The following is a 20,225-nucleotide window of genomic DNA, read 5'->3' on the forward strand; positions in this document are numbered from 1 at the left end:
TCAGTCCGGCGCGAAGAAGCGGAAGCGGACCGTCGGGTCCGCGACCACGCGCGCCGACAGGGCGCGCTCCCACGCCAGGTAGTCGGCCCAGGCCGGGTCGCGCCGCGGCCCGAACACGCGCATCACCGAGCCCCAGTCGTCGTCGAAAGGGGTCAAGAGGCGCGCCGCCTCGAGCGTGGTCGACAAGGGCCGCCCCGAGGCCTTCCAGGCCTGCGTGCCGCCCGCGAGCCAGCCGAAGCGCACGCCGGCCTCGGGCCAGCGGCGTTGCGCATCGCGCGCCACGCGGCTCGCCGCGATGCCGTCGGGCGAGGTGAAGACCAGCGTGCGGCCCGGCACGATCCATGGAGAGATCGGTGCCAGCGAGGCCGGCAGCAGGTAGAGCGCGCCCGGCAGGTGGCCGCGCTCGTAGTCCAGGCTCGGACCGACGTCGACCACCGTGGCGCCTTCGAGCGCCCCGGCCTCGATGGCGGGCGGGGCATCGGCGATCGCGGTGGAAGGGGCCGGCGGCAGGCCCTGGGAGGGCAGCGGGCCGTCGAACACGAACACCTCGGCCTGACCGAGCTGCGTGAGCCAGAAGCTCGTGATGGCGGCGCGCAACCGGTGCGCCGGGTCGTCGATGAGCACGATGCGCGCGCCGCGCGTGCCCACGAGGTTCTCGAAATGCATCAGCAGCTGGCCGCCCGGCACCTGCTGCACGGCCGTGCCCGCGAAGGCCGGGTCGGGCTGCGGGCGCACGTCGAACAGGTAGAGGCTGCGCCGCGGGTCGGCCTGCCAGCGCGCGAGCTGGGCGGCATCGGCCAGCGGCAGGCGGTGGCGCGCGATCAGGCCGTCGGCCAGTTCGCGCAGCCGCTCGGGCGACTCGGCCGGCAGCAGGTCGGCCGGCGCGGCGTTCTGCACCACGGGACCGCCATGCAGGCCCCAGTCCATCACGCCGTCCTCGACGAACACCGCGTCGCGCGCGCGGCCCAGCAGCCGCAGGGTGGTGGCGCCGACGATGCCGCGCGTGCGGCTGAAGCAGTTGACGGCCCAGAGATGGTCGGCATCGGGGGGTGCCTCGAAGCGCCGCAATGCGAGCTCGGTGCCGGGGTGGTTGCGCGCGCCGGGCAGCGAGAGGAACTCGAATTCGGCGCGCGGCCGCGCATCGACCAGCGTGGTGGGCCGGCCATCGCGCAGCCGCGCGCGCAGTGCCTCGACACCGACCGAGGGCGTGCCGAAGTGCAGCCGCGCGCGGTCGCCGAAGGCCTTGACCAGCGTGCCGTAACCGTCGATGACGGGCAGCCCCCGCGCGGCCCAGGCCTCGATGCCGCCGGCCAGCAGGCGCACGTCGATGTAGCCCAGGCGCTCGAGCACGGCCGCGGCCTCGTGCGCGGGGCCATCGGGCGCGGCGCGGTCGTCGTAGAGCACGATCGCCGTGGAACGGCGCGGCACCAGCGTGGCGATCTGCGGCTCGAGGCCGCTCAGCGGCGCATTGCGCGCGAGGTTCGGATGCCGCGCGACGTAGTGGCGGGTCTCGCGCACGTCGAGCAGCGCGAGCTCGGGGCCGTCGGCGGCCAGCAGCAGCGCATGCAGCGCCGCGGCATCGAGGGTGGGGCGGTCGTGCGCGCTCATGTGTTCAGTTCGGCTGGATGCCGGCCTGCTTCACCACCGCGGTCCACTTGACGGTCTCGGTCTGGATGAAGCGCGCGAACTCCTCGGGCGAGCTGCCGACGGTGAAGGCGCCGATGTCGTCGTAGCGCTTGCGGAAGTCGGCCGACTGCACGATCTCGCGCAGCTCGCGCGAGAGGCGCTGCACCAGCGGCGCGGGCGTGCCGCTGCGCACCACCACGCCGTACCACGAGGTGACCTCGAAGTCGCCGAGGCCCGCCTCGGCCGCAGTGGGCACCTCGGGCAGCCAGGGCGCGCGGCTGCGGTAGGCCACGGCCAGCGGCTTGAGCGTGCCGGCCTTGACGAAGGGGATCGCGGTCACGACCTCGTTGAAGATGAACTGGGTCTGGCCCGCGAGCAGGTCGTTGAGGGCGGGCGCGCTGCCCTGGTAGGGGATGGGCGTGAAGTCGGCGCCGGTCCGGGACTTGAGCAACTCGCCCGCGAGGTGCGAATAGGCGCCCACGCTGATGCCGTAGTTGACCTTGCCGGGGTTCTTCTTCGAATAGTCGATGAGCTCGCGCGGGCTGTTGACCGGCACCTGGGGATTGACCAGCAGCAGCTGCGGCGTCTGCACCAGCAGCGACACCGGCGTGAAGTCGCGCGCGAGGTCGTAGCTCAGCTGCTTGAACAGCGCGGGCTGCACCGTGAGGTTGGAGGCCGGCGCGAGCAGCAGCGTGTAGCCATCGGCCGGCTGGCGCGCCACGTGGTCGAAGCCGATGTTGCCGGCCGCGCCGCTGCGGTTCTCGACCACCACGGGCTGCTTCAGGCGCTGCTGCAGCTGCTCGGCGACCTCGCGGCCGATCTTGTCGGCGATGCCGCCCGCGGGGTAGGGCACGACCACGCGGACCGTGCGCTGCGGATAGTCGTCGGGCGCGGCGGCCCGGGCCGGCAGCACGGTCGACAGGGCGAGCAACAAGGCGGCGAGGCCGCGCGAGGGGAGGGTGTTCATGGGACGACGCAAAAAGCCAGCGAGCCTAGGTCGCGCGGGCGGCGGCGCGAACGAAGTTTCGCACCCTTGCTTATGCGGAATGGGCGCATGCGGCGCGGCCGATGCTTCCTAGCATCGCAGGCCGGACCGCCTCCTCATGAACACCGCCGCCCGCACCTCCACCCAGCCGCTGCAACCCACGCCCGCCGTTGCGGTGGCGCCCGCGCGCGGCCGCCGCCACTGGTGGTGGCACTACGAGGTGCCCACCCTGCTGCTCGCGGGCGCGCTCTACCTGGCCTGGGCCGCGCTGGTCTGGTGGCATGCGGCGCTGCCGGGCTGGGCACTGTTCGTCGCGGGCGGCTACCTCGCGCAGCTGCACTTCTCGCTGCAGCACGAGAGCATCCACGCGATGCGCCAGCTGCCGCAGTGGCTGCGCTGGGCCGTGGTGTGGCCGCCGCTCAACCTGTGGCTGCCGTACCCGTTCTACAACCGCGGCCACAGCGCGCACCACGTCAACTTCCACCTCACGCATCCCGAGCGCGACTCCGAGAGCGCCTATCACTCGGCACCGGCCTGGGCCGGCTACGGACGCTTCTGGCGCTGGATCTACCTGGCGAACCAGACGGTGGCCTTCCGCGTCGTGCTGGGGCCCTTCCTGCGGCTGTGGAAGCTGGTGCGCTTCGAGACCGGCCGGGTCGCGGCCGGCGACTTCTCGCGCTTGCCGACCTGGGGCTGGCATGCGCTGAGCGTGGCGCCGGTGTTGTACTTCGTGATCGGCGTGGCCGGCATGAGCCTGGGCGAGTACCTGCTGTGCTTCGTCTACCCGGGGATGATGCTGGGCTCGCTGCGCACCTTCACCGAGCACCGCTGGGCCGACACGCCGCACGAGCGCGTGGCGATCGTCGAATCGAACGCGGTGTTCGGCCTGCTCTACCTCTTCAACAACCTGCACCACGTGCACCACCGCGCGCCGACCATGCCCTGGTACGAGATCCCGGTGTACTTCCGGCGCCACCGCGCGGCGGTGCTGGCGGCCAACGGCCACTTCTACTACCGCGGCTATGGGCAGATCGTGCGGCGGCATCTGTTCCGGCCGGTGTTCGTGCCGGTGCATCCCGCCTGGTAGCTAGCCCGCGACGAAGCCCAGCACGCGCTCGATCACCTCGGCCTCCTTGAGGATGCGACGGTGCCCGAGCCCCTGCGTGGCGACGAGCCGCGCGCCCGCGATCGCATCGCGGTAGGCCTCGCTGTCGGCGAAGCGGTTCACGCGGTCGTCGCGGTCGTGCACGATCAGGGTCGGCCGCGCGATGCGCGGGCCCACGGCGGGCGGCTCGAACTGCGGCATCAGGATGCCCTCGCGCGATTCGATGCGCCGCTGCATCGCGGCGCGCGTGCGCTCGCGCAGGCCGAACACGTGGGCGAAGTAGCGCGTGTATTCGCGCGGCGAGGCCGGCGGCGCCAGCAGCACCAGCCGATCGGCCGGCAGTCCGCGCGCCGCCGCATAGGCCAGCGCGTTGGCGCCCATCGAGTGCGCGATGGCCGCGCGCAGCGCATGGCCCTCGGCCGCGAGCCGCGCGCCGACGTATTCGATGCCGCGCGCGAACTGCGGCAGGTTGCTGGCCCAGCCTGCGCTGCGCCCATGCGCCGGCAGCTCGAGCAGCACCGGCCGCAGGCCCGCCGCGGCCAGGGCCTGCGCCAGCGGCAGCATCTGGCCCGCATGGCCGCCCCAGCCATGCATCAGCAGCACCACGGGCGTCTCGGCCACCGCGCCCGCCTGCGACGCGAGGTGGTAGAGGCCGAGGCTGCCCTGTTCGAAGGCCCAGGTCTCGCGCCGCCACTCGGCGCCCGGCCCCTGGCCGCGGTAGAGCCACTTGGGCGGCAGCGGCGTGCGGAACACGCGGCTGGCCGCGCGCACGCCGAGCGCGGGCCAGAGGCGCTCGATGGCGCCGAGCGTCCAGCGCACGGCGCGCAGCCGGAGGCTGGCGCCGTAGTAGCCGGAACGCGCGGCGTGGGTGGAGCCCGAAGGCGTGGCGCTGCTCGTCATGCCGTGCGCTCCTTCAGTACCAGACCCAGTCCTGGTTGCTGCCGGGCAGCGCACGCAGGGCTTCGCGCAGGGTTTCGACGCCGAGGGCCACCGCATAGACGGCCAGGCAGAGGGCGATGATCAGCATGGTGTTTCTCCTTTTTATCGCACGACTGTGCGAAATCTGAATAAGCAAAGACGAAAGGCGTGCGCTGGGGACGAGCCTCAGGCGCGGTAGTCGGAAAGAATGCGCCGCCAGCTGCGCGCGGCATGCTCGCCGGCCAGCGGATCGCGCAGGAAGCGCGCGTCGTGCAGCAGGGTCATCACGAGGCCGTTGAGCTCGCTCACCAGCAGCGCGGCGTCGGTGCCGGCCTTGAGCTCGCCGCTGTCCACCGCCTGCAGCACGGTGCGGCGCAGCGCGGCGCGCCAGCGGGTGATCTCGGCGAGCAGCAGCTCGCGCAGCTCGCCCTCGCGGTCGTCGTACTCGAAGGCGCCGGCCATGTAGAGACAGCCGGTCTCGCTCTCGATGTCGCGGGTGCGCGCGATCCAGCGCTCGACGATGTCGGTCAGCCGCGCCAGGCCCTTGGGCTTCTGCATCGCGGGCACGAACACGTCGGCCAGGAAGCGGCGGCCGTACTCCTCGATGACGGCCTTCTGCAGCGCCTCGCGCGATCCCACGCGCGAGAACACGCCGCTCTTGGACAGGGCCAGCCGGCTGGCGATCGCCTGCAAGGTGATCGCCTCCAGGCCCTCGGCCAGCGCGAGATCCATCGCCGCGCCGACGATGGCGGTGCGGGTCAGTTCGCTCTTCTGGGTCTTGGCGTCCATGCGGCAAACTTTAGCACAGTCGTGCGAAATAGCAAATCAATGCGAAGGCCGCTCTGTCAGCAGCTCCAAAGATGATTTGCTCATGTGAAACCAACAAACGCATCGTTCCCCGCATAAGCCGTTGTGCAGAGAATTCCCGGTCCGTCCCGCTCCGGGACATGACACCTCCGCGCCAGATGAACTTCCAACAACTGCGCTCGGTACGCGAGGCCGTTCGTTGCGGCTTCAACCTGACCGAGGTCGCCCATACCCTCCACACCTCGCAGCCTGGCGTGAGCCGGCAGATCCGCGAACTCGAGGAGGAGCTCGGCATCGAGCTCTTCGTGCGGGCCGGCAAGCGGCTCACCGGCCTCACCGAGCCCGGCGGCCACGTGCTGCCGATCATCGAGCGCATGCTGCTCGAGAGCAGCAACCTGCGGCATGCCGGACAGGAGTTCGTCGCGCAGCAGAGCGGCCTGCTGTCGGTGACGGCCACGCACTCGCAGGCGCGCTATGCGATGCCGGTGGCGGTGCAGGAATTCCGCGCCCAGTTCCCCAACGTGAAGCTGCACCTGCACCAGGGCTCGCCCAAGCAAATCGCGCAGATGCTGATCGACGGCGAGGCCGACGTGGGTATCGCCACCGAGGCATTGGGCGACTACCCGCAGCTGGTCGCCCTGCCCTGCTACCGCTGGACCCATTCGGTGATCGTGCCGCCGGGCCATCCGCTGCTCGACGCGCCGCTCACGCTCGACGCGCTCACGCGCTATCCGCTGATCACCTACGACACCGGCTTCACGGGCCGCTCGCGCATCGACGAAGCCTTCGCGCAGCGCGGCCTCACGCCCAACATCGTGCTGGCCGCGATGGATGCCGACGTGATCAAGACCTACGTGCAGCTGGGCATGGGCGTGGGCATCGTGGCCGGCGTGGCCTACGAGGCCGAGCGCGACACGCAGCTGCGCGCGATCGACGCCGGACGCCACTTCGGCATCAACCTCACCAAGCTCGCGGTGCGGCGCGGCAACTACCTGCGCAAGTACGTCTATGCCTTCATCGAGTCCTTCGCGCCGACCCTCACGCGCGCTGTGGTGGAAAAGGCACTGACCGACGAGACCCGCGCTTCGCACTACGAAATCTGAAAAGCGTGGCCCGACAAGGGCTTGGCGCGTGGACTTCGCACGGCGGATGCGCGGCTTTGGCCACGATGTCGACGAAAGCGGGGCGACTTCCATACGAAAGCATGAAAAAGCTGCCAGTTGCTTCACACAAGGAGCGTACATTCGCATTCATCCCAGCTTTCCGGAACGGATCAGCAATGGCATCGATTTCGCAGCAGCACCCCTCAGCGAAGGCCAAGGCCCTCAAGGCCGCCGAAGCCAGCGAACGGCGCGAACGCCTGCGACGAGGGCTGCCCGCCACGGTGGAACTGCTGCAGCAACGCCATGCCGACCGCATCGACGACAGCGACATCGACGCCTACGTGAACCTCAACTGGCTCGAATGGCACGGCGGCGGGCTGCGGCTCACGATCACGGGCCGCAACGTCTGCGCGCAGCTCGCGCCCACCGCGCTCGTCTGAGGTCTCCAAATGCAAAAGCCGCCGCGGCGTGAAGCCTGCGGCGGCTTTCGCGCGGGTTCCTCTCGGAACCCAGCGGCAGTGGGCACTTGCCGTTATTGACCGGCGATGATCTGCGCGATCACGCCCGTGGCGATCGCGGCCAGCACGAAGTCGCCGCCCACGCCCACCCATTGATAGCCGCGCGGCGGCTGCTGCAGGCGATAGGCGCGGTAGTCGTTGACCACGTAGTTGCGCGCACGGTACTCGACCGGCACGCGGCCGCCGCGGCGCCATTCGGCATGCGGCTGCGGGAAGCCGCGGCGATCGAACTGGCGTCCGTCGCGGAAATCCTGGTTGCCCCAGTGGCCGGGCGGTGGGCCGCGGCGCTCCATGCGCTCATGGCCCGGAGGGCCGCCGCGATGGCCGTCGCGATGGCCGTCATGGCCGCGGCCTTGCGCAAAGGCGCTTCCCGCTGCCATGCACATGGCGAGTGCCGCGGCGGCCACGGCCATGCCCTTCGTCTTGTTGATGAACATCTGGAACTCCTTCGCTTTTGGTGATGACGAGTCCATTGTGGGCGGCCCGTGTGTCGGTCAGCCAGGGCTCAGGTAGGCGCGAAGTGAAAGAAGGTAAGGGCTGGTATCCGCATCTCCTGCGCTCCTACGGCCGCGCGGCGCCATGGTGCCGTTTCAGGGCAGGCCGGGCACGTAGCGGTTCACGACGATGCCGCATTCGTAGGCGTCGGAGCGCAGCAGCGCGAGCCGGTGGCCCTTGCTGCGGTCGTTGAACACCGAGAGGCCGCCGCCCACGGCGGCCGGGTTGACGAAGAACTGGAACTCGTCGACCACGCCGGCCGCGACCAGCGCCGAGGCGAAGCCCACGCCGCCGACCGAAATGATGTCGCCGCCCTCCTGGCGCTTGATCGTCTCGACCGCTTCGGCCAGGTCGCCATGGACCACCGCGGTGCGCTCCCAGCGCGAGGCCTCGAGCTTGTTCGACAGCACCACCTTGTCGGCATTGACGATCTTCTGCGCGAAGGCGTAGTGGCGGTCGGCCGGAAAGCGCGTCGCGGCGCGGCCCCAGTGGTCGATGTAGCCCTCCTCCGCGATCTTGCGGCTCAGCAGGATGGTGCCCACGCTGTCGAACACGGTGTTGAAGTCCTGCTTGAGCCGCTCGTCCCAGGGCCAGGGATCGCCCCAGCCCCAGAGCTGCCAGCGCAGGTCGGCGTGGGCCGCCGACACGTAGCCGTCGACGGACATCTGCATCTGAAGGATCAGCTTTCTCATGCACGGTCTCCTGGTGGGTCGTCAAGGGATCGAAGCGCCAACTGCTTGTGAATTGCAATCGGTTTTCGGCGCGCGGTTGCAGTGTCTTGCGACCGGTGCAAGAATGCAAGCGGTTTCGAAAAGAGAAGCGTAGGAGCGCGCGCCATGGCATCCCAGGAAAAATCCACCTGCCCGATCAACCTCGCGCTGGAAGTCTTCGGCGATCGCTGGAGCCTCCTGATCGTGCGCGACATGATGTTCGCGGGCAAGCGCCACTTCCGCGAGTTCCTGCAGTCCGACGAGGGCATCTCGACCAACATCCTCACCGAGCGGCTCGGCAAGCTCGTCGAGCAGGGCGTGCTGCGCAAGAGCGACGATCCCACGCACCGGCAGAAGGCGCTCTACAGCCTCACGCCGATGGGCATCGACCTGCTGCCGGTGGTGGCACAGATCGGCATCTGGGGCCGCAGGCACACGCCGGTCACGAAGGACAGCGCGGCCGACGCCGCCGCGCTCGAGAAGGGCGGCCCCGCGCTCTGGAAGAAGCTGCAGGCGGAACTGCGCCGCGCGCATGCCGAGGGCCGCGCGGCCTGAGGGCCTGCGCGTCACTTCCGGTCACCAGGCTCGCGCATGAGCGCTGGCAGAATGCCGCCCCAACGCAGCAACCAGCACCGAGGGGTCCGATGACCGAACACACCGTCGCGGCAGCCGTCGTCTATGCCAAGGACGTGACGCGCCTGAGCACGTTCTACACGCGCGTCGCCGGCCTGTCGCTCGCCCATGCCGAAGGCGGCTTCCACACCCTCGAATCGCCCGCGCTGCAGCTGTTCGTGGTCGCGATGCACGGCGACATCGCGGCCCGGGTCCATGTATCGCAACCGCCGGCGCGGCGCGAGAACACCGCGCTGAAGTTCGTCTTTCCGGTCGAGAGCCTGGGCGATGCGCGGCGCGCGGCCGCCGAGCACGGCGGCGCATTGAAGCCGGCCGAGGCCGAATGGGCCTTCGGCGGCCATCGCTACTGCGACGGGCACGACACCGAGGGCAACGTGTTCCAGCTGCGCGAGCGCGCGGTGGCCGCGGGCGACGAGGCGAACGATTGAGTGGTCGCGGCGAGCGCCGCATGTGTCGGGCGCAGGTCCCGTACGGTCTTTCGCTCATCGATGGAAACGGCCGCTAAGCTGGCGCCCGCCTCAGCGTCCCCTCTTCCTCTCCTCCTTCACGCACGCATGAACCGACGCCACCTGCTGCAGTTCCTCGCCGGCGGCATCGCCGCCTCCACGCTCGCGGCCTGCGGCCGGCGCAAGGCCTCGGAGCCGGCGTTGAAGGCCGATGCCAAGCTGCTCGCGCTGGGCGACAGCCTGACCTTCGGCTACGGCGCGCCGCCCGGCGAGGACTGGCCCGCGAAGCTCGCGGCGCTCACGGGCTGGCAGGTGGTCAACGAAGGCATCAACGGCGACACCTCGGCCGGCGCCCTGAAGCGGCTCGACGCACTGCTCGCGGCCGACAGCTACGACGCGGTGCTGGTGGGCATCGGCGGCAACGACATGCTGCGCGGCGTGCCGCTGCAGACCACGCGCGACAACATCGCGGCGATCGTGCGCCAGGCGCGCACCCACACGCCGCGCGTGGCGCTGATCGCCACGCCCGCGCCCGAGCTGCTGCGCGCGACCATCGGCGCGCTCAGCGACGCGCCGCTCTACGAAGAAGTCGCGACGGCCGAGCAGGCGCTGCTGATCCCGGCGGTGTATGCGAGCGTGCTGTCCGATCCGGCGCTGCGCTCCGACCGCATCCATGCGAATGCGCAGGGCTACGAGAAGGTCGCGCAGCAGATCGCAGCGCAGTTGCAGAAGGCCGGCTGGCGCTGAGCGACACCAAGCCGCACGGCGCGCCTCAGCGCCGCGCCGCGAGCAGGTCGACGTAGGCACCGCGCTCAAGCTGCGCGGCCTCGATGCCCAGCCGCGCCATCAGCGCCCGCGCCTCGGCCACGCCGGCTTCGGCGGCCTCGTGCTCGCCCAGCACCACCTCGAGCTCGAGGAACTCGCCGAGCCCCTCCACGCGGTCGAGGTGCACGCGCGTGCGGCCCACGAGGTAGAGCCGGCGCTGCTTGCGCACGCGGCCGGCCTGCCCCCAGGCCAGGGTCAGCGACTCGCGCAGCAGGTCGGGCGTGGCGGTCGGCGTGATCAGGTAGAACGATTCCTTCGGGCCACCCTCGTCGGCGCGGCGGTAGAAGATCAGCTCGCCGCGGTCGGGCGCGAAGCTGCGCAGCTTGAGGCGGTCGCCGGGCTCGGCGCAGCGGAAGAAGGTGTCGTCCTGGGCGATCTCCACCGGCCCCGAATCGGCCAGCGGCGCGGTCAGGGCCGCGATGCGTTCGATGCTGTCGATGCGGGCCTTGATCTCGATGTTGCGTGCCATGCGCCGGGGCTCAGGGCGCGTTGCCCTGCGGGCCGACCGGCGGCGGCGCGGTGCGGCCGCTGGAGCCCGGCGCGAGCTTGCGGCCGAAGGCCTCGCCCACGTTGCGCACCGGGCGGCTCGCGCGCCGCGACACGTTGTCGACGCCGCGCCGCGTGGCGTCGTCCGCGCGGTCGATGCCACGGCCCGCGGCATTGGTGCCGCGCTGCACGCCGCCCATCACCTTGCCGTCGCGCGGCGGCGACTTGAGCGTGTGGGCGCGCTGCGCGCGCGGCGGGTTGTCGGCGCTCTGGGCCTGCACCGCGGCGGCCGGCAGCAGCAGCAAGGCGGCGAGCGACGACGCGGCCGCGAGACGGAGGCGGAGGGGAAGTTTCATCGGCGATCTCCTCGAAGCATCGGGTTCATGATCCAGCGGGCTCGTCGCCCGCGGCGGCAGCGCGCGCCATGCGCTCGCTCTTCCAGTAGACGTCGTCGCCGCCATCGACGCGGTTGAGCACGCGCGCGAGCACGAACAGCAGGTCGCTCAGGCGGTTGAGGTACTGGCGCAGCGTGTCGTTGAGCGTGGCGGTGGCGCCGAGCGCGACCACGGCCCGTTCCGCGCGGCGCGCGATGGTGCGGCACACATGGGCCTGCGAGGCACCGCGGGTGCCGGCCGGCAAAATGAATTCGGCCAGCCGCGGCAGCGTGGCATTGTGGTCGGCCAGCGCGTTGTCGAGCTGCAGCAGGGCCTCGGGCTTGAGCAGCGCATAGCCGGGCATCGAGAGCTCGCCGCCGAGGTTGAACAGCTGGTGCTGCACGTCGACCAGCAGCTCGCGCACCGCCTCGGGCAGCGGCTCGCACAGCAGCAGGCCGATGTGCGAGTTGAGCTCGTCGACGTCGCCCATGGCGTGCACGCGCAGGTGGTCCTTGGGCACGCGCGTGTTGTCGCCGAGGCCGGTGGTGCCGTCGTCGCCGGTGCGCGTGGCGATCTGCGAGAGTCGGTTGCCCATGGTGTGTTCGTTCCTGTGGCGAAGGGTTGGAGGCGCTCCGCGCCTCGATCCAGCCGCGGGCCGCGCAGAAAGGCGGGAAGAGGATTCTGCGGCATCGCCCGCCGGGTCACGCCCGCTTAACCCCCTCGCCCGACTGCCGTACGGGGATCGGCCCGATGCCGATCCGCGCCCCGCTTCGTAGAATGGTCCGTTCGCCCCCGCCCCTCTTTCCCCCTCTTCCACAGCCAGGAGACCTCCGATGAACGCCCCGACCTCGACCTCGCATCTGCTGCCGGAGCTTCATCTGCGCGAGGTGCCGCCGGTGCTGATCGACGCGCTCAAGGCCCGCTTCGGCGAGCGCTGTTCCACGGCGCTCGCGGTGCGCACGCAGCACGGGCGCGACGAGTCTTCGTTCGATGCGCCGCCGCCCTCGGCCGTGGTGTTCGCCGAGAGCACGCAGGACGTGGCCGATGCCGTGAAGCTCGCGAGCGAGCACAGCGTGCCCGTCATCCCCTTCGGCGTGGGCTCCTCGCTCGAAGGCCACCTGCTCGCGGTGCAGGGCGGCATCAGCATCGACGTGTCGCGCATGAACCGCGTGCTGTCGGTCAATGCCGACGACCTCACGGTCACGGTGCAGCCCGGTGTCACGCGCAAGCAGCTCAACGAGGAGATCAAGAGCACCGGCCTGTTCTTCCCGATCGACCCGGGCGCCGACGCCTCCATCGGCGGCATGACGGCCACGCGCGCGAGCGGCACGAACGCGGTGCGCTACGGCACGATGCGAGAGAACGTGCTGGCGCTCGAGGTGGTGACGGCCGCCGGCGACACGATCCGCACCGGCACGCGCGCGAAGAAGTCCTCGGCCGGCTACGACCTCACGCGCCTGATGGTGGGCAGCGAAGGCACGCTGGGCGTGGTCACCGAGATCACGCTGCGCATCTATCCGCTGCCCGAGGCGGTGTCGGCCGCGATCTGCTCGTTCCCGAGCATCGAGGCCGCCGTGCGCACCACCATCGAGACCATCCAGCTCGGCGTGCCGATCGCGCGCGTGGAGCTGATCGACGTGAACACGGTGCGCATGGTGAATGCCTACGCCAAGCTGAACCTGCGCGAGGAACCGATGCTGCTGATGGAGTTCCACGGCTCGCCCGCGGGCGTGAAGGAACAGGCCGAGACGGTGCAGGAACTCGCGAGCGGCCACGGCGGCAATGCCTTCGAATGGGCCAGCACGCCGGAAGAACGCACGCGCCTGTGGACCGCGCGGCACAACAGCTACTTCGCCGCGGTGCAGTCGCGCCCGGGCTGCCGCGTGATCTCGACCGACACCTGCGTGCCGATCTCGCGCCTGGCCGACTGCCTGCTCGACTCGGTGGCCGAGGCCGATGCCAGCGGCATCCCCTACTTCCTGGTCGGCCACGTGGGCGACGGCAACTTCCACTTCGGCTACCTGCTCGATCCGAACGTGCCCGAGGAGCGCGTGAAGGCCGAGGCGCTCAACCATGCGCTGGTGAGCCGCGCGCTCGCGCTCGAGGGCACCTGCACCGGCGAGCACGGCGTGGGCCTGCACAAGATGGACTTCCTGGTGACCGAGGCCGGTGCCGGCGCGATCGACATGATGCGCACGATCAAGCGCGCGCTCGATCCGAAAAACATCATGAACCCGGGCAAGATCTTCCAGCTCTGAGCGCACGCTGCGCATCGGGCGAAAAAAACCCGGCGGCTTCGCGAGAAGCCCCGGGTTTTTTGCTGGGCGGGCCCGCAGGCCCTGCGCTCGACTACTTGCGGCGGCGCGCCGGCTGCTGCGGCTGCTCGGCCGGCACGTAGGTCTGCGACGGCGCCGCGCCGCCATCAACGCCGAGACGGCCGCCGCCGCCCAGGCCCTGGCCGCGCACGGTCTGCGCCTTGTAGTTGCGCAGCGAGCGGACCATCTGGTTGAAGGCGTCCATGAAGGCCGCCGCGATCACCTTGCCCTGCGCGGTGTTGGTGTAGCCGCCGAGGCCGCCGCCGGCGCTGCGGCCGATGACGGAGCCGAAGGCGCCGAAGTCGGTCTTGGAGGCGCTGCCTTCGGAGGCCGCGACCTGCACGCCCGAGCGGTTGTCGATCAGCGTCAGCAACGCCGAGGCTTCCTTGGTCTGCATGCTGCCGCCGATCGCGGCCAGCGCACGGCCGCGGTTGCCGCCCACCAGGCCGCCGAGCGAACCGCCGAGGCCGCCCGCGTCGCTGTTGCTGAACACGATCTCGGGCGACAGGCCGTAGTCCGAAGCGACCATCTGGCCGCGGCCGAAGTTGCTGCCGCCGCGCATCTCGCCCGACTGCTGCAGCGCGCGCTCGCGCGTCATCGCGTTCATGCCGGCCGCGCCGCGCTCGACCACCACGAAACAGTTCGACTGCTGCACCAGCAAACGCAACAGGTTTGCAGTAGGCGGCAGGCGGTATTCGCCCGTGAGGATGGTGTACCAGCCCGCGTTGACGTTCTCGATCAGCGAGACGGTGCCCAGTGGCGACTCGCAGCGCTCGAGCTGGCTGCTCTCGCCCGAGGTGGCGCCGCCGGCGGCGCTGCCGGTGGCCATGGTCTTGGCCGACTGGCTGCCCATCTGCATGTCGGTGGTGGCGCAGCCCGTGAGCAGCAGCGCGCCCACGGCCACGGCCGCGAACGGGAAACGGGTGGTGATGAACTTCATGGAAGGCTCCCTCGGCGAGATCGGGTGGAAAAAAGCTGCGGCGAGGATACGCGCAATGGATGACTGGAACAATCAAGCGGACGTCGGAGGACGCCGCGAAGCGGCTTAGGCCGTTCGGCGGATTCGCTCGATCAGGCCGTTGAGCGCGTCGATCGAGCCGAAGTGGATGGCGAGCTCGCCGCTCTCCTCGATCTTGCCGCCGCGCTTGCTGCGCTTCTTGATGCGGACCTCGACCTCGGCAGTCAGCAGGTCGGCCAGTTCTTCCTCGACCCGCTCGAGGTCGCGCGATTTCTCGCCGGTCTGGCCGCTGCGCCGCGGCGTGGCCGCGAGGCTGAATTCGGCCGCGAGCTTCTTCACCAGCGCCTCGGCCTCGCGCACCGACATCTTCTTCGCGGCGATCTGGTTGGCCGCCGTGATCTGGGTGCCGCGGTCCAGCGCCAGCAGCGCGCGCGCATGGCCCATGTCGATGTCGCCGGCCATCAGCATCGCCTGCGCGGGCTCCGCCAGGTTGAGCAGGCGCAGCAGGTTGCTGGCGGCGCTGCGCGAGCGGCCCACGGCCTGGGCGGCGGCCTCGTGCGTGAGGCCGAACTCGCTGACCAGGCGCTGCAGGCCCTGGGCCTCTTCGAGCGGGTTCAGGTCCTCGCGCTGGATGTTTTCGATCAGCGACATCGCCGCGGCGGCCTCGTTGGGCACGTCGCGCACCAGCACCGGCACGCTCTCGAGGCCCGCCAGTCTGGCGGCACGGAAGCGGCGTTCGCCCGCGATGATTTCGAACTCGGCGTTCTTGGCCGCGGCCGAGGCTTCGTCGAGCCGGCGCACCAGGATCGGCTGCATGATCCCCTGCGCCTTGATGCTCTCGGCCAGCTCGTAGAGCGCGCCCTCGTCCATGCGGGTGCGCGGCTGGTAGACGCCGGCCACCATCTGGTCGAGCCGCAGGCTGTTGGGGTTCTGCGACGCGCCGTTCTCGCCGGAGCCGCCGTCGCCGGCGTTGTCGCTGGAAGGGGCGGCCGTCGGGCCGAGCAGCGCTTCGAGGCCGCGGCCCAGGCCCTTGGGTTTCTTGGTCGCCATCAGTTCTTTTCTTTCGACACGTCGTTCAGGAGTTGTCGGCCCTCGGGCCAGTCGCCCAGGCCGGATTCGGCATTCAGGTGGCCGCGCGCGCCCGCGTCGACGAAGCGCGCGCCCCAGTCGCTCGCCATCTGGCGCGAGCGGGCGGCCTCGCAGTAGGGGTCGTCGTTGGCGGCGATCAGCACCGCCGGGAATGGCAGCGGCTGGCGCACGATCGGCGCCCAGCCCGGGATCATCTGGCGCACATCCTCGCGCTCGAGGTCGCCGGGCGCGACCAGCAGCGCGCCGCGCACCCGCGCGGTGTTACGCGAATGGGCGGCCCAGGCCGCCACCAGGATGCAGCCCAGGCTGTGGGCGGCAAAGACCACGTCGCCGGGCGAAGCCAGTACTTCCTCCTCGAGCCGCGCCGACCAGTCGCCGCGCAGCGGCCGCATCCATTCATGCTGTTCCACGCGGTGGTCGTGGTGCTTTTCTTCCCAGAGGGTCTGCCAGTGGCCGGGGCCGCTGTTCTGCCAGCCGGGCAAGAGGAGGACGCGGGGTTCAGCGCTCATTTGCTATTATTTTTATAGCTAGCTACGTAGATGGGATAAGGGTTAGGCGTTGTTTTCGCTGCTGGACTTGGGCTCGCCCACCGGCGCCAGCACGTCTTCGGGGATCGGCAGATCGGGCGAGCTGCGGCCCGGTGCCGGCGGCGTGCTGGGCGCCACCGCGCCCGAAGCGAAGGCGCTCGCGGGCGGCATCTTGGCGATCAGCTCCTCGGCAAAGGCGATGAAGGCCTGGCTGCCGCGCGCGGCCGGATCGAAGACCACGCCCGGCAGGCCGTAGCTCGGCGCCTCGGCCAGCCGCACATTGCGCGGGATCACGGTGTCGAACACCTTGTCGCCGAAGTGGGCCTTGAGCTGCTCGCTGACCTGCTGCTGCAGCGTGATGCGTGGATCGAACATCACGCGCAGCAGGCCGATGATCTGCAGGTTCTTGTTGAGGTTGGCGTGCACCTGCTTGATGGTGTTGACCAGGTCGGTCAGGCCCTCGAGCGCGAAGTACTCGCACTGCATCGGCACGATCACGCCATGCGCGGCGCACAGGCCGTTGAGCGTCAGCAGGCTCAGGCTCGGCGGGCAGTCGATCAGCACGAAGTCGTACTCGGCACCGACTGCGGCCAGCGCGGTGCGCAGGCGCTTCTCGCGGCGATCGAGCGCGACCATCTCGACTTCGGCACCGGCCAGCTCGCGGTTGGCACCGAGCACGTCGTAGGCGTAGCCGCCCTCCGCGAGCTTGTCGGCCCGGACCCGCGCCTCGGCCACCGAGGCCGATTCGAGCAGCACGTCGTACACCGTGGTCTCGAGCTGGCGCTTGTCGATGCCCGAACCCATGGTGGCATTGCCCTGCGGGTCGAGGTCGATCATCAGCACCCGCTGGCCCACCTTGGCCAGACCGGCGGCGAGGTTGACGGTGGTGGTGGTCTTGCCGACGCCGCCCTTCTGGTTGGCGATGCAGAAAATCTTGGCCATGGAGGAGGATCAGTTCGAGGCGGCGAGCTTGACGCCGAAGGCGATCAGGAAGACACCGGCCAGCTTCTCGAGCACGGCCGAGATCCGCGGATTGGCGCGGATGCGCTCGGCCAGGAAGTGTGTCAGCAAGGTGGAGGTCAGGCCGTAGAGAAAGGTCAGCGCCGCGATCGTCACAGCCATCGCGCCGAAGGTGACGATGCCCTGGTGGCGGGCCGGATCGACGAACAGCGGGAAGAAGGCCATGTAGAACACGATCGCCTTCGGATTGAGCAAGGTGATCATCAGCGCTTGCCGCATGAAGTGGCTCGGGCGGATGTTGAGGATCGGTGCCGAGCCGGGCTTGGCGCGCAGCATCCTGAAGCCCAGCCAGGCCAGGTATGCGGCACCCAGCCATTGCACCGCCTTGAAGGCCGCCGGGTAAGCGGCCAGCACGGCCGACACGCCCGCCACCGCGGCCCACATCAGCACCTGGTCGCCTGCAATCACGCCCAGGGTTGCCGCCAGGCCGCCGCGAATCCCGCCTTTGCTGGTCGACGTGATCAGCGCCAGATTGCCCGGGCCGGGAATCAGGAGGAACAGGATGATGGCGGCGACGAACGCGCCATAGTCAGCGATGCCGAACATGGGAATTGCCTCGTGGAAAGAGGGAAAGGGGAGCCGTCGAGTCTAAGCGAGGCAGGTGGCGCGGCGATTGGCCGAACGGCCGGTTTCGCGTGGCCCGCGCCTTTCTTTTGGCAAGACAGCGGGCGCCGCCGTCTCGCAGGGAGCGGATCAGGCCTGTTTTCGCGCCCAGACGATGCAACGCTCGGCGTCGAGGCCGGGCACCGTCAGTTGTTCCACGTGAAACACTGCGACTTCGGCCGGCAGTCCGGCGAGTTCATCGGCCGGGTTCTTGCCCTTCATCGCAAGCCATTTGCCGCCGTCGGCCAGCAGATGCGAGGAGCCCGAGAAGAAATCCGGCAGCGACGCGAAAGCGCGCGAGCTGATCAAATCGAAGCGGCCTTCGAGCTTCTCGACCCGGGCGTGGAGCCCGCGCAGGTTGGGCAGCGCCAGTTCGCCCGCCACCTGCTGCACGAAAGCCATCTTCTTTGCGACCGCATCGAGGCAGGTGATGTCGAGGTCGGGCCGCAGGATCGCGATGACCACGCCCGGCAATCCGGCCCCCGATCCCACGTCGAGCAGCTTGCCCTGCCCTGCCCACTCGCGCTGCAGCGGCGGAATCACGGCGAGGCTGTCGAGCAGGTGGTGGGTCAGCACACTGTCGGGATCGCGCAGCGCCGTGAGGTTGTAGACCTTGTTCCACTTGAGCATCAGCGCGCCATAGGCCGTGAGTTGCTCGGCCTGGCGTTCGGACAAGGCCACGCCCAGCGTCTCCGCACCCGCGCGCAGCCGTTCGATCGTCGCCGTCATTCGGCCGACTGCGGCTCGGTGGCTGCTTCCTTGGTCGCGGAAAAGGCCTTGTGGCCGCCCTTGCGCAGGTGAATCAGCAGCAGCGAGATGGCCGCCGGCGTCACGCCCGAGATGCGCGAGGCCAGGCCCAAGGTCTCTGGCTTGTGCTTCGCGAGCTTCTGGCGCACCTCGAAACTCAAGGCCTTGACTTGGCCATAGTCGAAATCGGCCGGCATCTTGAGGCTTTCGAAGTGGGCGGCGCGCTCCACCTCGTCGTTCTGGCGCTCGATGTAGCCCGAATACTTGGCCGAGATCTCGATCTGCTCGATCTCGGTTTCGCTGAGCTGGGCCTCGGCACCGTACTTGCCGCCGTCCAGCGACATCAGGGTCTGATAGTTCACATCGGGCCGGCGCAGCAGGTCGGCGAGGTTGTATTCATGCTCGATCGCCTTGCCGAGCACCCGTACCGACTCCGCGGCCGGCAGGTTGCGCGGGTTCACCCAGATCGACTTGAGCCGCTCTGTTTCACGTGAAACAGCGTCGCGCTTGCGGCTGAAAGCATCCCAGCGAACATCGTCGACCAGGCCCAGCTTGCGCCCTGCTTCGGTCAGCCGCATGTCGGCGTTGTCTTCGCGCAGCTGCAGCCGGAACTCGGCGCGGCTCGTGAACATCCGGTAGGGCTCGGTCACGCCCTTGGTGATCAGGTCGTCGACCAGCACGCCGAGATAAGCCTCGTCGCGGCGCGGCAGCCAGGCGTCTTCGCCGCGGCATTGCAGCGCGGCATTGATGCCGGCGAACAGGCCCTGGGCCGCCGCTTCTTCGTAGCCGGTCGTGCCGTTGATCTGCCCGGCGAAGAACAGGCCCTGGATCGCGCGGGATTCGAAGCTGCTCTTGAGCTCGCGCGGATCGAAGTAGTCGTACTCGATCGCGTAGCCGGGACGCAGGATGTGGGCGTTCTCCAGCCCGGGCATCGAGCGCACCAGCTGGTACTGGATGTCGAAAGGCAGGCTGGTCGAGATGCCGTTCGGGTAGTACTCGTTGGTGGTCAGGCCCTCGGGCTCGAGGAAGATCTGGTGGCTGTCCTTGTCGGCGAAGCGGTTGATCTTGTCCTCGACGCTCGGGCAGTAGCGCGGACCGACGCCATCGATCTTGCCGGTGAACATCGGGCTGCGGTCGAAGCCCGAGCGGATGATCTCGTGCGTGCGCGCATTGGTGTGCGTGATCCAGCACGGCATCTGTTGCGGATGCATCTCGACCTTGCCGAGGAAGCTGAACACCGGCATCGGCCCTGCCCCACCGGGCATGCCGTCGCCGGGCTGCTCGGTGCACTTCGAGAAGTCGATGCTGCGGCCATCGAGTCGCGGCGGCGTGCCGGTCTTGAGCCGGCCCTGCGGCAGCTTGAGTTCCTTGAGGCGCGCCGACAGGCTCACGGCCGGCGGGTCGCCGGCGCGGCCGGCCTGGTAGTTGTCGAGGCCGACATGGATGCGGCCGTCGAGGAAGGTGCCCGCGGTCAGCACCACGGTGCGCGCGCGGAAAGCGATGCCGACCTGCGTGACCGCGCCCACCACGCGATCGCCCTCGACCATCAGGTCGTCGACCGCCTGCTGGAACAGGCTCAGGTTCGGCTGGTTCTCGAGCCGGCGGCGGATCGCCGCCTTGTAAAGCACGCGGTCGGCCTGGGCGCGCGTGGCGCGCACGGCCGGGCCCTTGCTCGAGTTGAGGATGCGGAACTGGATGCCGGCCTCGTCGGTGGCGATCGCCATCGCGCCACCGAGCGCGTCGACTTCCTTCACCAGGTGGCCCTTGCCGATGCCGCCGATCGAGGGGTTGCAGCTCATCTGGCCCAGCGTCTCGATGTTGTGGGACAGCAGCAGCGTCTTCGCGCCCATGCGGGCGGCAGCGAGCGCGGCTTCGGTGCCGGCATGGCCGCCACCGACGACGATCACGTCGAATTCTTCGGGATAAAGCATGAGA

The 20,225-nt window shown here is 69.8% G+C and carries 23 protein-coding genes; 7 read left to right on the plus strand and 16 right to left on the minus strand.

The window, feature by feature from the left end; all coding sequences use genetic code 11:
* The gene (locus ACHMXE_RS43210) at positions 1–1,608 is read right to left on the minus strand and encodes a rhodanese-like domain-containing protein (RefSeq protein ID WP_395349526.1); all 1,608 of its coding nucleotides are present in this window, start codon (positions 1,606–1,608) and stop codon (positions 1–3) included.
* Between the two features lie 4 nt (positions 1,609–1,612).
* Positions 1,613–2,593, minus strand: a complete 981-nt coding sequence (locus ACHMXE_RS43215) for a tripartite tricarboxylate transporter substrate binding protein (protein ID WP_203203542.1) — start codon at positions 2,591–2,593, stop codon at positions 1,613–1,615.
* Positions 2,594–2,729: 136 nt separating this feature from the next.
* Here ACHMXE_RS43215 and ACHMXE_RS43220 point away from each other — a divergent pair, with 136 nt between their 5' ends.
* Entirely contained in the window at positions 2,730–3,698 is a 969-nt protein-coding gene (locus ACHMXE_RS43220; RefSeq protein WP_395349527.1) for a fatty acid desaturase, read from the plus strand.
* Here ACHMXE_RS43220 and ACHMXE_RS43225 read toward each other — a convergent pair whose 3' ends face one another.
* Both ACHMXE_RS43225 and ACHMXE_RS43230 read right to left on the minus strand, forming a co-directional pair.
* The gene (locus ACHMXE_RS43225; protein ID WP_203203540.1) at positions 3,699–4,616 is read right to left on the minus strand and encodes an alpha/beta fold hydrolase; all 918 of its coding nucleotides are present in this window, start codon (positions 4,614–4,616) and stop codon (positions 3,699–3,701) included.
* Between the two features lie 204 nt (positions 4,617–4,820).
* Entirely contained in the window at positions 4,821–5,423 is a 603-nt protein-coding gene (locus ACHMXE_RS43230; protein WP_209540275.1) for a TetR/AcrR family transcriptional regulator, read from the minus strand.
* A 176-nt stretch (positions 5,424–5,599) separates the two neighbouring features.
* Between ACHMXE_RS43230 and ACHMXE_RS43235 the strand changes: the two genes are divergently transcribed.
* Together ACHMXE_RS43235 and ACHMXE_RS43240 are read left to right on the plus strand one after the other, a co-directional pair.
* Positions 5,600–6,544, plus strand: a complete 945-nt coding sequence (locus tag ACHMXE_RS43235) for a CysB family HTH-type transcriptional regulator (protein WP_057591795.1) — start codon at positions 5,600–5,602, stop codon at positions 6,542–6,544.
* A gap of 176 nt (positions 6,545–6,720) precedes the next feature.
* Complete coding sequence (locus tag ACHMXE_RS43240) at positions 6,721–6,984, plus strand: hypothetical protein (RefSeq protein ID WP_203203539.1); 264 nt, start codon at positions 6,721–6,723, stop codon at positions 6,982–6,984.
* A 92-nt stretch (positions 6,985–7,076) separates the two neighbouring features.
* Here ACHMXE_RS43240 and ACHMXE_RS43245 read toward each other — a convergent pair whose 3' ends face one another.
* Together ACHMXE_RS43245 and ACHMXE_RS43250 are read right to left on the minus strand one after the other, a co-directional pair.
* Positions 7,077–7,499: an RcnB family protein gene (locus tag ACHMXE_RS43245; RefSeq protein WP_203203538.1), complete on the minus strand. Its 423-nt coding sequence runs from the start codon at positions 7,497–7,499 to the stop codon at positions 7,077–7,079.
* A 153-nt stretch (positions 7,500–7,652) separates the two neighbouring features.
* The gene (locus ACHMXE_RS43250) at positions 7,653–8,249 is read right to left on the minus strand and encodes a dihydrofolate reductase family protein (protein WP_203203537.1); all 597 of its coding nucleotides are present in this window, start codon (positions 8,247–8,249) and stop codon (positions 7,653–7,655) included.
* A gap of 144 nt (positions 8,250–8,393) precedes the next feature.
* Between ACHMXE_RS43250 and ACHMXE_RS43255 the strand changes: the two genes are divergently transcribed.
* The 3 genes from ACHMXE_RS43255 to ACHMXE_RS43265 all read left to right on the plus strand — a co-directional run bounded on the left by ACHMXE_RS43255 (position 8,394) and on the right by ACHMXE_RS43265 (position 10,093).
* Positions 8,394–8,822: a helix-turn-helix domain-containing protein gene (locus ACHMXE_RS43255; protein WP_203203536.1), complete on the plus strand. Its 429-nt coding sequence runs from the start codon at positions 8,394–8,396 to the stop codon at positions 8,820–8,822.
* 89 nt (positions 8,823–8,911) lie between these two features.
* Positions 8,912–9,328: a VOC family protein gene (locus tag ACHMXE_RS43260; protein WP_395349528.1), complete on the plus strand. Its 417-nt coding sequence runs from the start codon at positions 8,912–8,914 to the stop codon at positions 9,326–9,328.
* A gap of 126 nt (positions 9,329–9,454) precedes the next feature.
* Positions 9,455–10,093 carry a GDSL-type esterase/lipase family protein gene (locus ACHMXE_RS43265; RefSeq protein ID WP_395349529.1) on the plus strand — a complete coding sequence of 213 codons (639 nt, stop codon included), beginning with the start codon at positions 9,455–9,457 and terminating at the stop codon, positions 10,091–10,093.
* A 25-nt stretch (positions 10,094–10,118) separates the two neighbouring features.
* On the opposite strand, the gene ACHMXE_RS43270 is transcribed toward ACHMXE_RS43265, so the two are convergent.
* The 3 genes from ACHMXE_RS43270 to ACHMXE_RS43280 are packed head-to-tail and all read right to left on the minus strand — an operon-like array spanning position 10,119 to position 11,626.
* Positions 10,119–10,640, minus strand: a complete 522-nt coding sequence (locus ACHMXE_RS43270; RefSeq protein ID WP_395349530.1) for a class IV adenylate cyclase — start codon at positions 10,638–10,640, stop codon at positions 10,119–10,121.
* Between the two features lie 10 nt (positions 10,641–10,650).
* Entirely contained in the window at positions 10,651–11,013 is a 363-nt protein-coding gene (locus ACHMXE_RS43275; RefSeq protein ID WP_395349532.1) for a hypothetical protein, read from the minus strand.
* Between the two features lie 25 nt (positions 11,014–11,038).
* Complete coding sequence (locus ACHMXE_RS43280) at positions 11,039–11,626, minus strand: cob(I)yrinic acid a,c-diamide adenosyltransferase (RefSeq protein WP_203203531.1); 588 nt, start codon at positions 11,624–11,626, stop codon at positions 11,039–11,041.
* A 238-nt stretch (positions 11,627–11,864) separates the two neighbouring features.
* Here ACHMXE_RS43280 and ACHMXE_RS43285 point away from each other — a divergent pair, with 238 nt between their 5' ends.
* Positions 11,865–13,289 carry an FAD-binding oxidoreductase gene (locus ACHMXE_RS43285; protein WP_203203530.1) on the plus strand — a complete coding sequence of 475 codons (1,425 nt, stop codon included), beginning with the start codon at positions 11,865–11,867 and terminating at the stop codon, positions 13,287–13,289.
* Positions 13,290–13,380: 91 nt separating this feature from the next.
* On the opposite strand, the gene ACHMXE_RS43290 is transcribed toward ACHMXE_RS43285, so the two are convergent.
* The 7 genes from ACHMXE_RS43290 to mnmG form a co-directional block, all read right to left on the minus strand.
* Complete coding sequence (locus tag ACHMXE_RS43290; protein WP_203203529.1) at positions 13,381–14,286, minus strand: CsgG/HfaB family protein; 906 nt, start codon at positions 14,284–14,286, stop codon at positions 13,381–13,383.
* A gap of 105 nt (positions 14,287–14,391) precedes the next feature.
* The gene (locus tag ACHMXE_RS43295) at positions 14,392–15,354 is read right to left on the minus strand and encodes a ParB/RepB/Spo0J family partition protein (RefSeq protein ID WP_203203528.1); all 963 of its coding nucleotides are present in this window, start codon (positions 15,352–15,354) and stop codon (positions 14,392–14,394) included.
* Complete coding sequence (locus tag ACHMXE_RS43300) at positions 15,354–15,902, minus strand: alpha/beta hydrolase (protein WP_057591807.1); 549 nt, start codon at positions 15,900–15,902, stop codon at positions 15,354–15,356. The genes ACHMXE_RS43295 and ACHMXE_RS43300 overlap by 1 nt, the downstream gene beginning before the upstream one ends.
* A gap of 42 nt (positions 15,903–15,944) precedes the next feature.
* On the minus strand, positions 15,945–16,862 hold the full coding sequence (locus ACHMXE_RS43305) for an AAA family ATPase (protein WP_209540265.1): 918 nt from the start codon (positions 16,860–16,862) through the stop codon (positions 15,945–15,947).
* Between the two features lie 9 nt (positions 16,863–16,871).
* A complete protein-coding gene (locus tag ACHMXE_RS43310) occupies positions 16,872–17,486 on the minus strand; it encodes a LysE family transporter (protein ID WP_203203525.1) in 615 nt (204 codons plus the stop codon).
* Between the two features lie 147 nt (positions 17,487–17,633).
* Positions 17,634–18,272: a 16S rRNA (guanine(527)-N(7))-methyltransferase RsmG gene (gene rsmG / locus ACHMXE_RS43315; RefSeq protein WP_395349533.1), complete on the minus strand. Its 639-nt coding sequence runs from the start codon at positions 18,270–18,272 to the stop codon at positions 17,634–17,636.
* Complete coding sequence (mnmG, locus tag ACHMXE_RS43320; protein WP_395349534.1) at positions 18,269–20,221, minus strand: tRNA uridine-5-carboxymethylaminomethyl(34) synthesis enzyme MnmG; 1,953 nt, start codon at positions 20,219–20,221, stop codon at positions 18,269–18,271. The genes rsmG and mnmG overlap by 4 nt, the downstream gene beginning before the upstream one ends.
* Between the last annotated feature and the right edge of the window lie 4 nt (positions 20,222–20,225).

Origin of the sequence: Variovorax sp. UC122_21, assembly GCF_044056785.1 — a bacterium.
Lineage (GTDB): Bacteria > Pseudomonadota > Gammaproteobacteria > Burkholderiales > Burkholderiaceae_C > Variovorax.

Excerpts from the sequence above, each read along its gene's own strand:
- ACHMXE_RS43210 (WP_395349526.1), bottom strand. The coding sequence starts at position 1,608 with ATGAGCGCGCACGACCGCCCCACCCTCGATGCCGCGGCGCTGCATGCG.
- ACHMXE_RS43215 (WP_203203542.1), bottom strand. The coding sequence starts at position 2,593 with ATGAACACCCTCCCCTCGCGCGGCCTCGCCGCCTTGTTGCTCGCCCTG.
- ACHMXE_RS43220 (WP_395349527.1), top strand. The coding sequence starts at position 2,730 with ATGAACACCGCCGCCCGCACCTCCACCCAGCCGCTGCAACCCACGCCC.
- ACHMXE_RS43225 (WP_203203540.1), bottom strand. The coding sequence starts at position 4,616 with ATGACGAGCAGCGCCACGCCTTCGGGCTCCACCCACGCCGCGCGTTCC.
- ACHMXE_RS43230 (WP_209540275.1), bottom strand. The coding sequence starts at position 5,423 with ATGGACGCCAAGACCCAGAAGAGCGAACTGACCCGCACCGCCATCGTC.
- ACHMXE_RS43235 (WP_057591795.1), top strand. The coding sequence starts at position 5,600 with ATGAACTTCCAACAACTGCGCTCGGTACGCGAGGCCGTTCGTTGCGGC.
- ACHMXE_RS43240 (WP_203203539.1), top strand. The coding sequence starts at position 6,721 with ATGGCATCGATTTCGCAGCAGCACCCCTCAGCGAAGGCCAAGGCCCTC.
- ACHMXE_RS43245 (WP_203203538.1), bottom strand. The coding sequence starts at position 7,499 with ATGTTCATCAACAAGACGAAGGGCATGGCCGTGGCCGCCGCGGCACTC.
- ACHMXE_RS43250 (WP_203203537.1), bottom strand. The coding sequence starts at position 8,249 with ATGAGAAAGCTGATCCTTCAGATGCAGATGTCCGTCGACGGCTACGTG.
- ACHMXE_RS43255 (WP_203203536.1), top strand. The coding sequence starts at position 8,394 with ATGGCATCCCAGGAAAAATCCACCTGCCCGATCAACCTCGCGCTGGAA.
- ACHMXE_RS43260 (WP_395349528.1), top strand. The coding sequence starts at position 8,912 with ATGACCGAACACACCGTCGCGGCAGCCGTCGTCTATGCCAAGGACGTG.
- ACHMXE_RS43265 (WP_395349529.1), top strand. The coding sequence starts at position 9,455 with ATGAACCGACGCCACCTGCTGCAGTTCCTCGCCGGCGGCATCGCCGCC.
- ACHMXE_RS43270 (WP_395349530.1), bottom strand. The coding sequence starts at position 10,640 with ATGGCACGCAACATCGAGATCAAGGCCCGCATCGACAGCATCGAACGC.
- ACHMXE_RS43275 (WP_395349532.1), bottom strand. The coding sequence starts at position 11,013 with ATGAAACTTCCCCTCCGCCTCCGTCTCGCGGCCGCGTCGTCGCTCGCC.
- ACHMXE_RS43280 (WP_203203531.1), bottom strand. The coding sequence starts at position 11,626 with ATGGGCAACCGACTCTCGCAGATCGCCACGCGCACCGGCGACGACGGC.
- ACHMXE_RS43285 (WP_203203530.1), top strand. The coding sequence starts at position 11,865 with ATGAACGCCCCGACCTCGACCTCGCATCTGCTGCCGGAGCTTCATCTG.
- ACHMXE_RS43290 (WP_203203529.1), bottom strand. The coding sequence starts at position 14,286 with ATGAAGTTCATCACCACCCGTTTCCCGTTCGCGGCCGTGGCCGTGGGC.
- ACHMXE_RS43295 (WP_203203528.1), bottom strand. The coding sequence starts at position 15,354 with ATGGCGACCAAGAAACCCAAGGGCCTGGGCCGCGGCCTCGAAGCGCTG.
- ACHMXE_RS43300 (WP_057591807.1), bottom strand. The coding sequence starts at position 15,902 with ATGAGCGCTGAACCCCGCGTCCTCCTCTTGCCCGGCTGGCAGAACAGC.
- ACHMXE_RS43305 (WP_209540265.1), bottom strand. The coding sequence starts at position 16,862 with ATGGCCAAGATTTTCTGCATCGCCAACCAGAAGGGCGGCGTCGGCAAG.
- ACHMXE_RS43310 (WP_203203525.1), bottom strand. The coding sequence starts at position 17,486 with ATGTTCGGCATCGCTGACTATGGCGCGTTCGTCGCCGCCATCATCCTG.
- rsmG (WP_395349533.1), bottom strand. The coding sequence starts at position 18,272 with ATGACGGCGACGATCGAACGGCTGCGCGCGGGTGCGGAGACGCTGGGC.
- mnmG (WP_395349534.1), bottom strand. The coding sequence starts at position 20,221 with ATGCTTTATCCCGAAGAATTCGACGTGATCGTCGTCGGTGGCGGCCAT.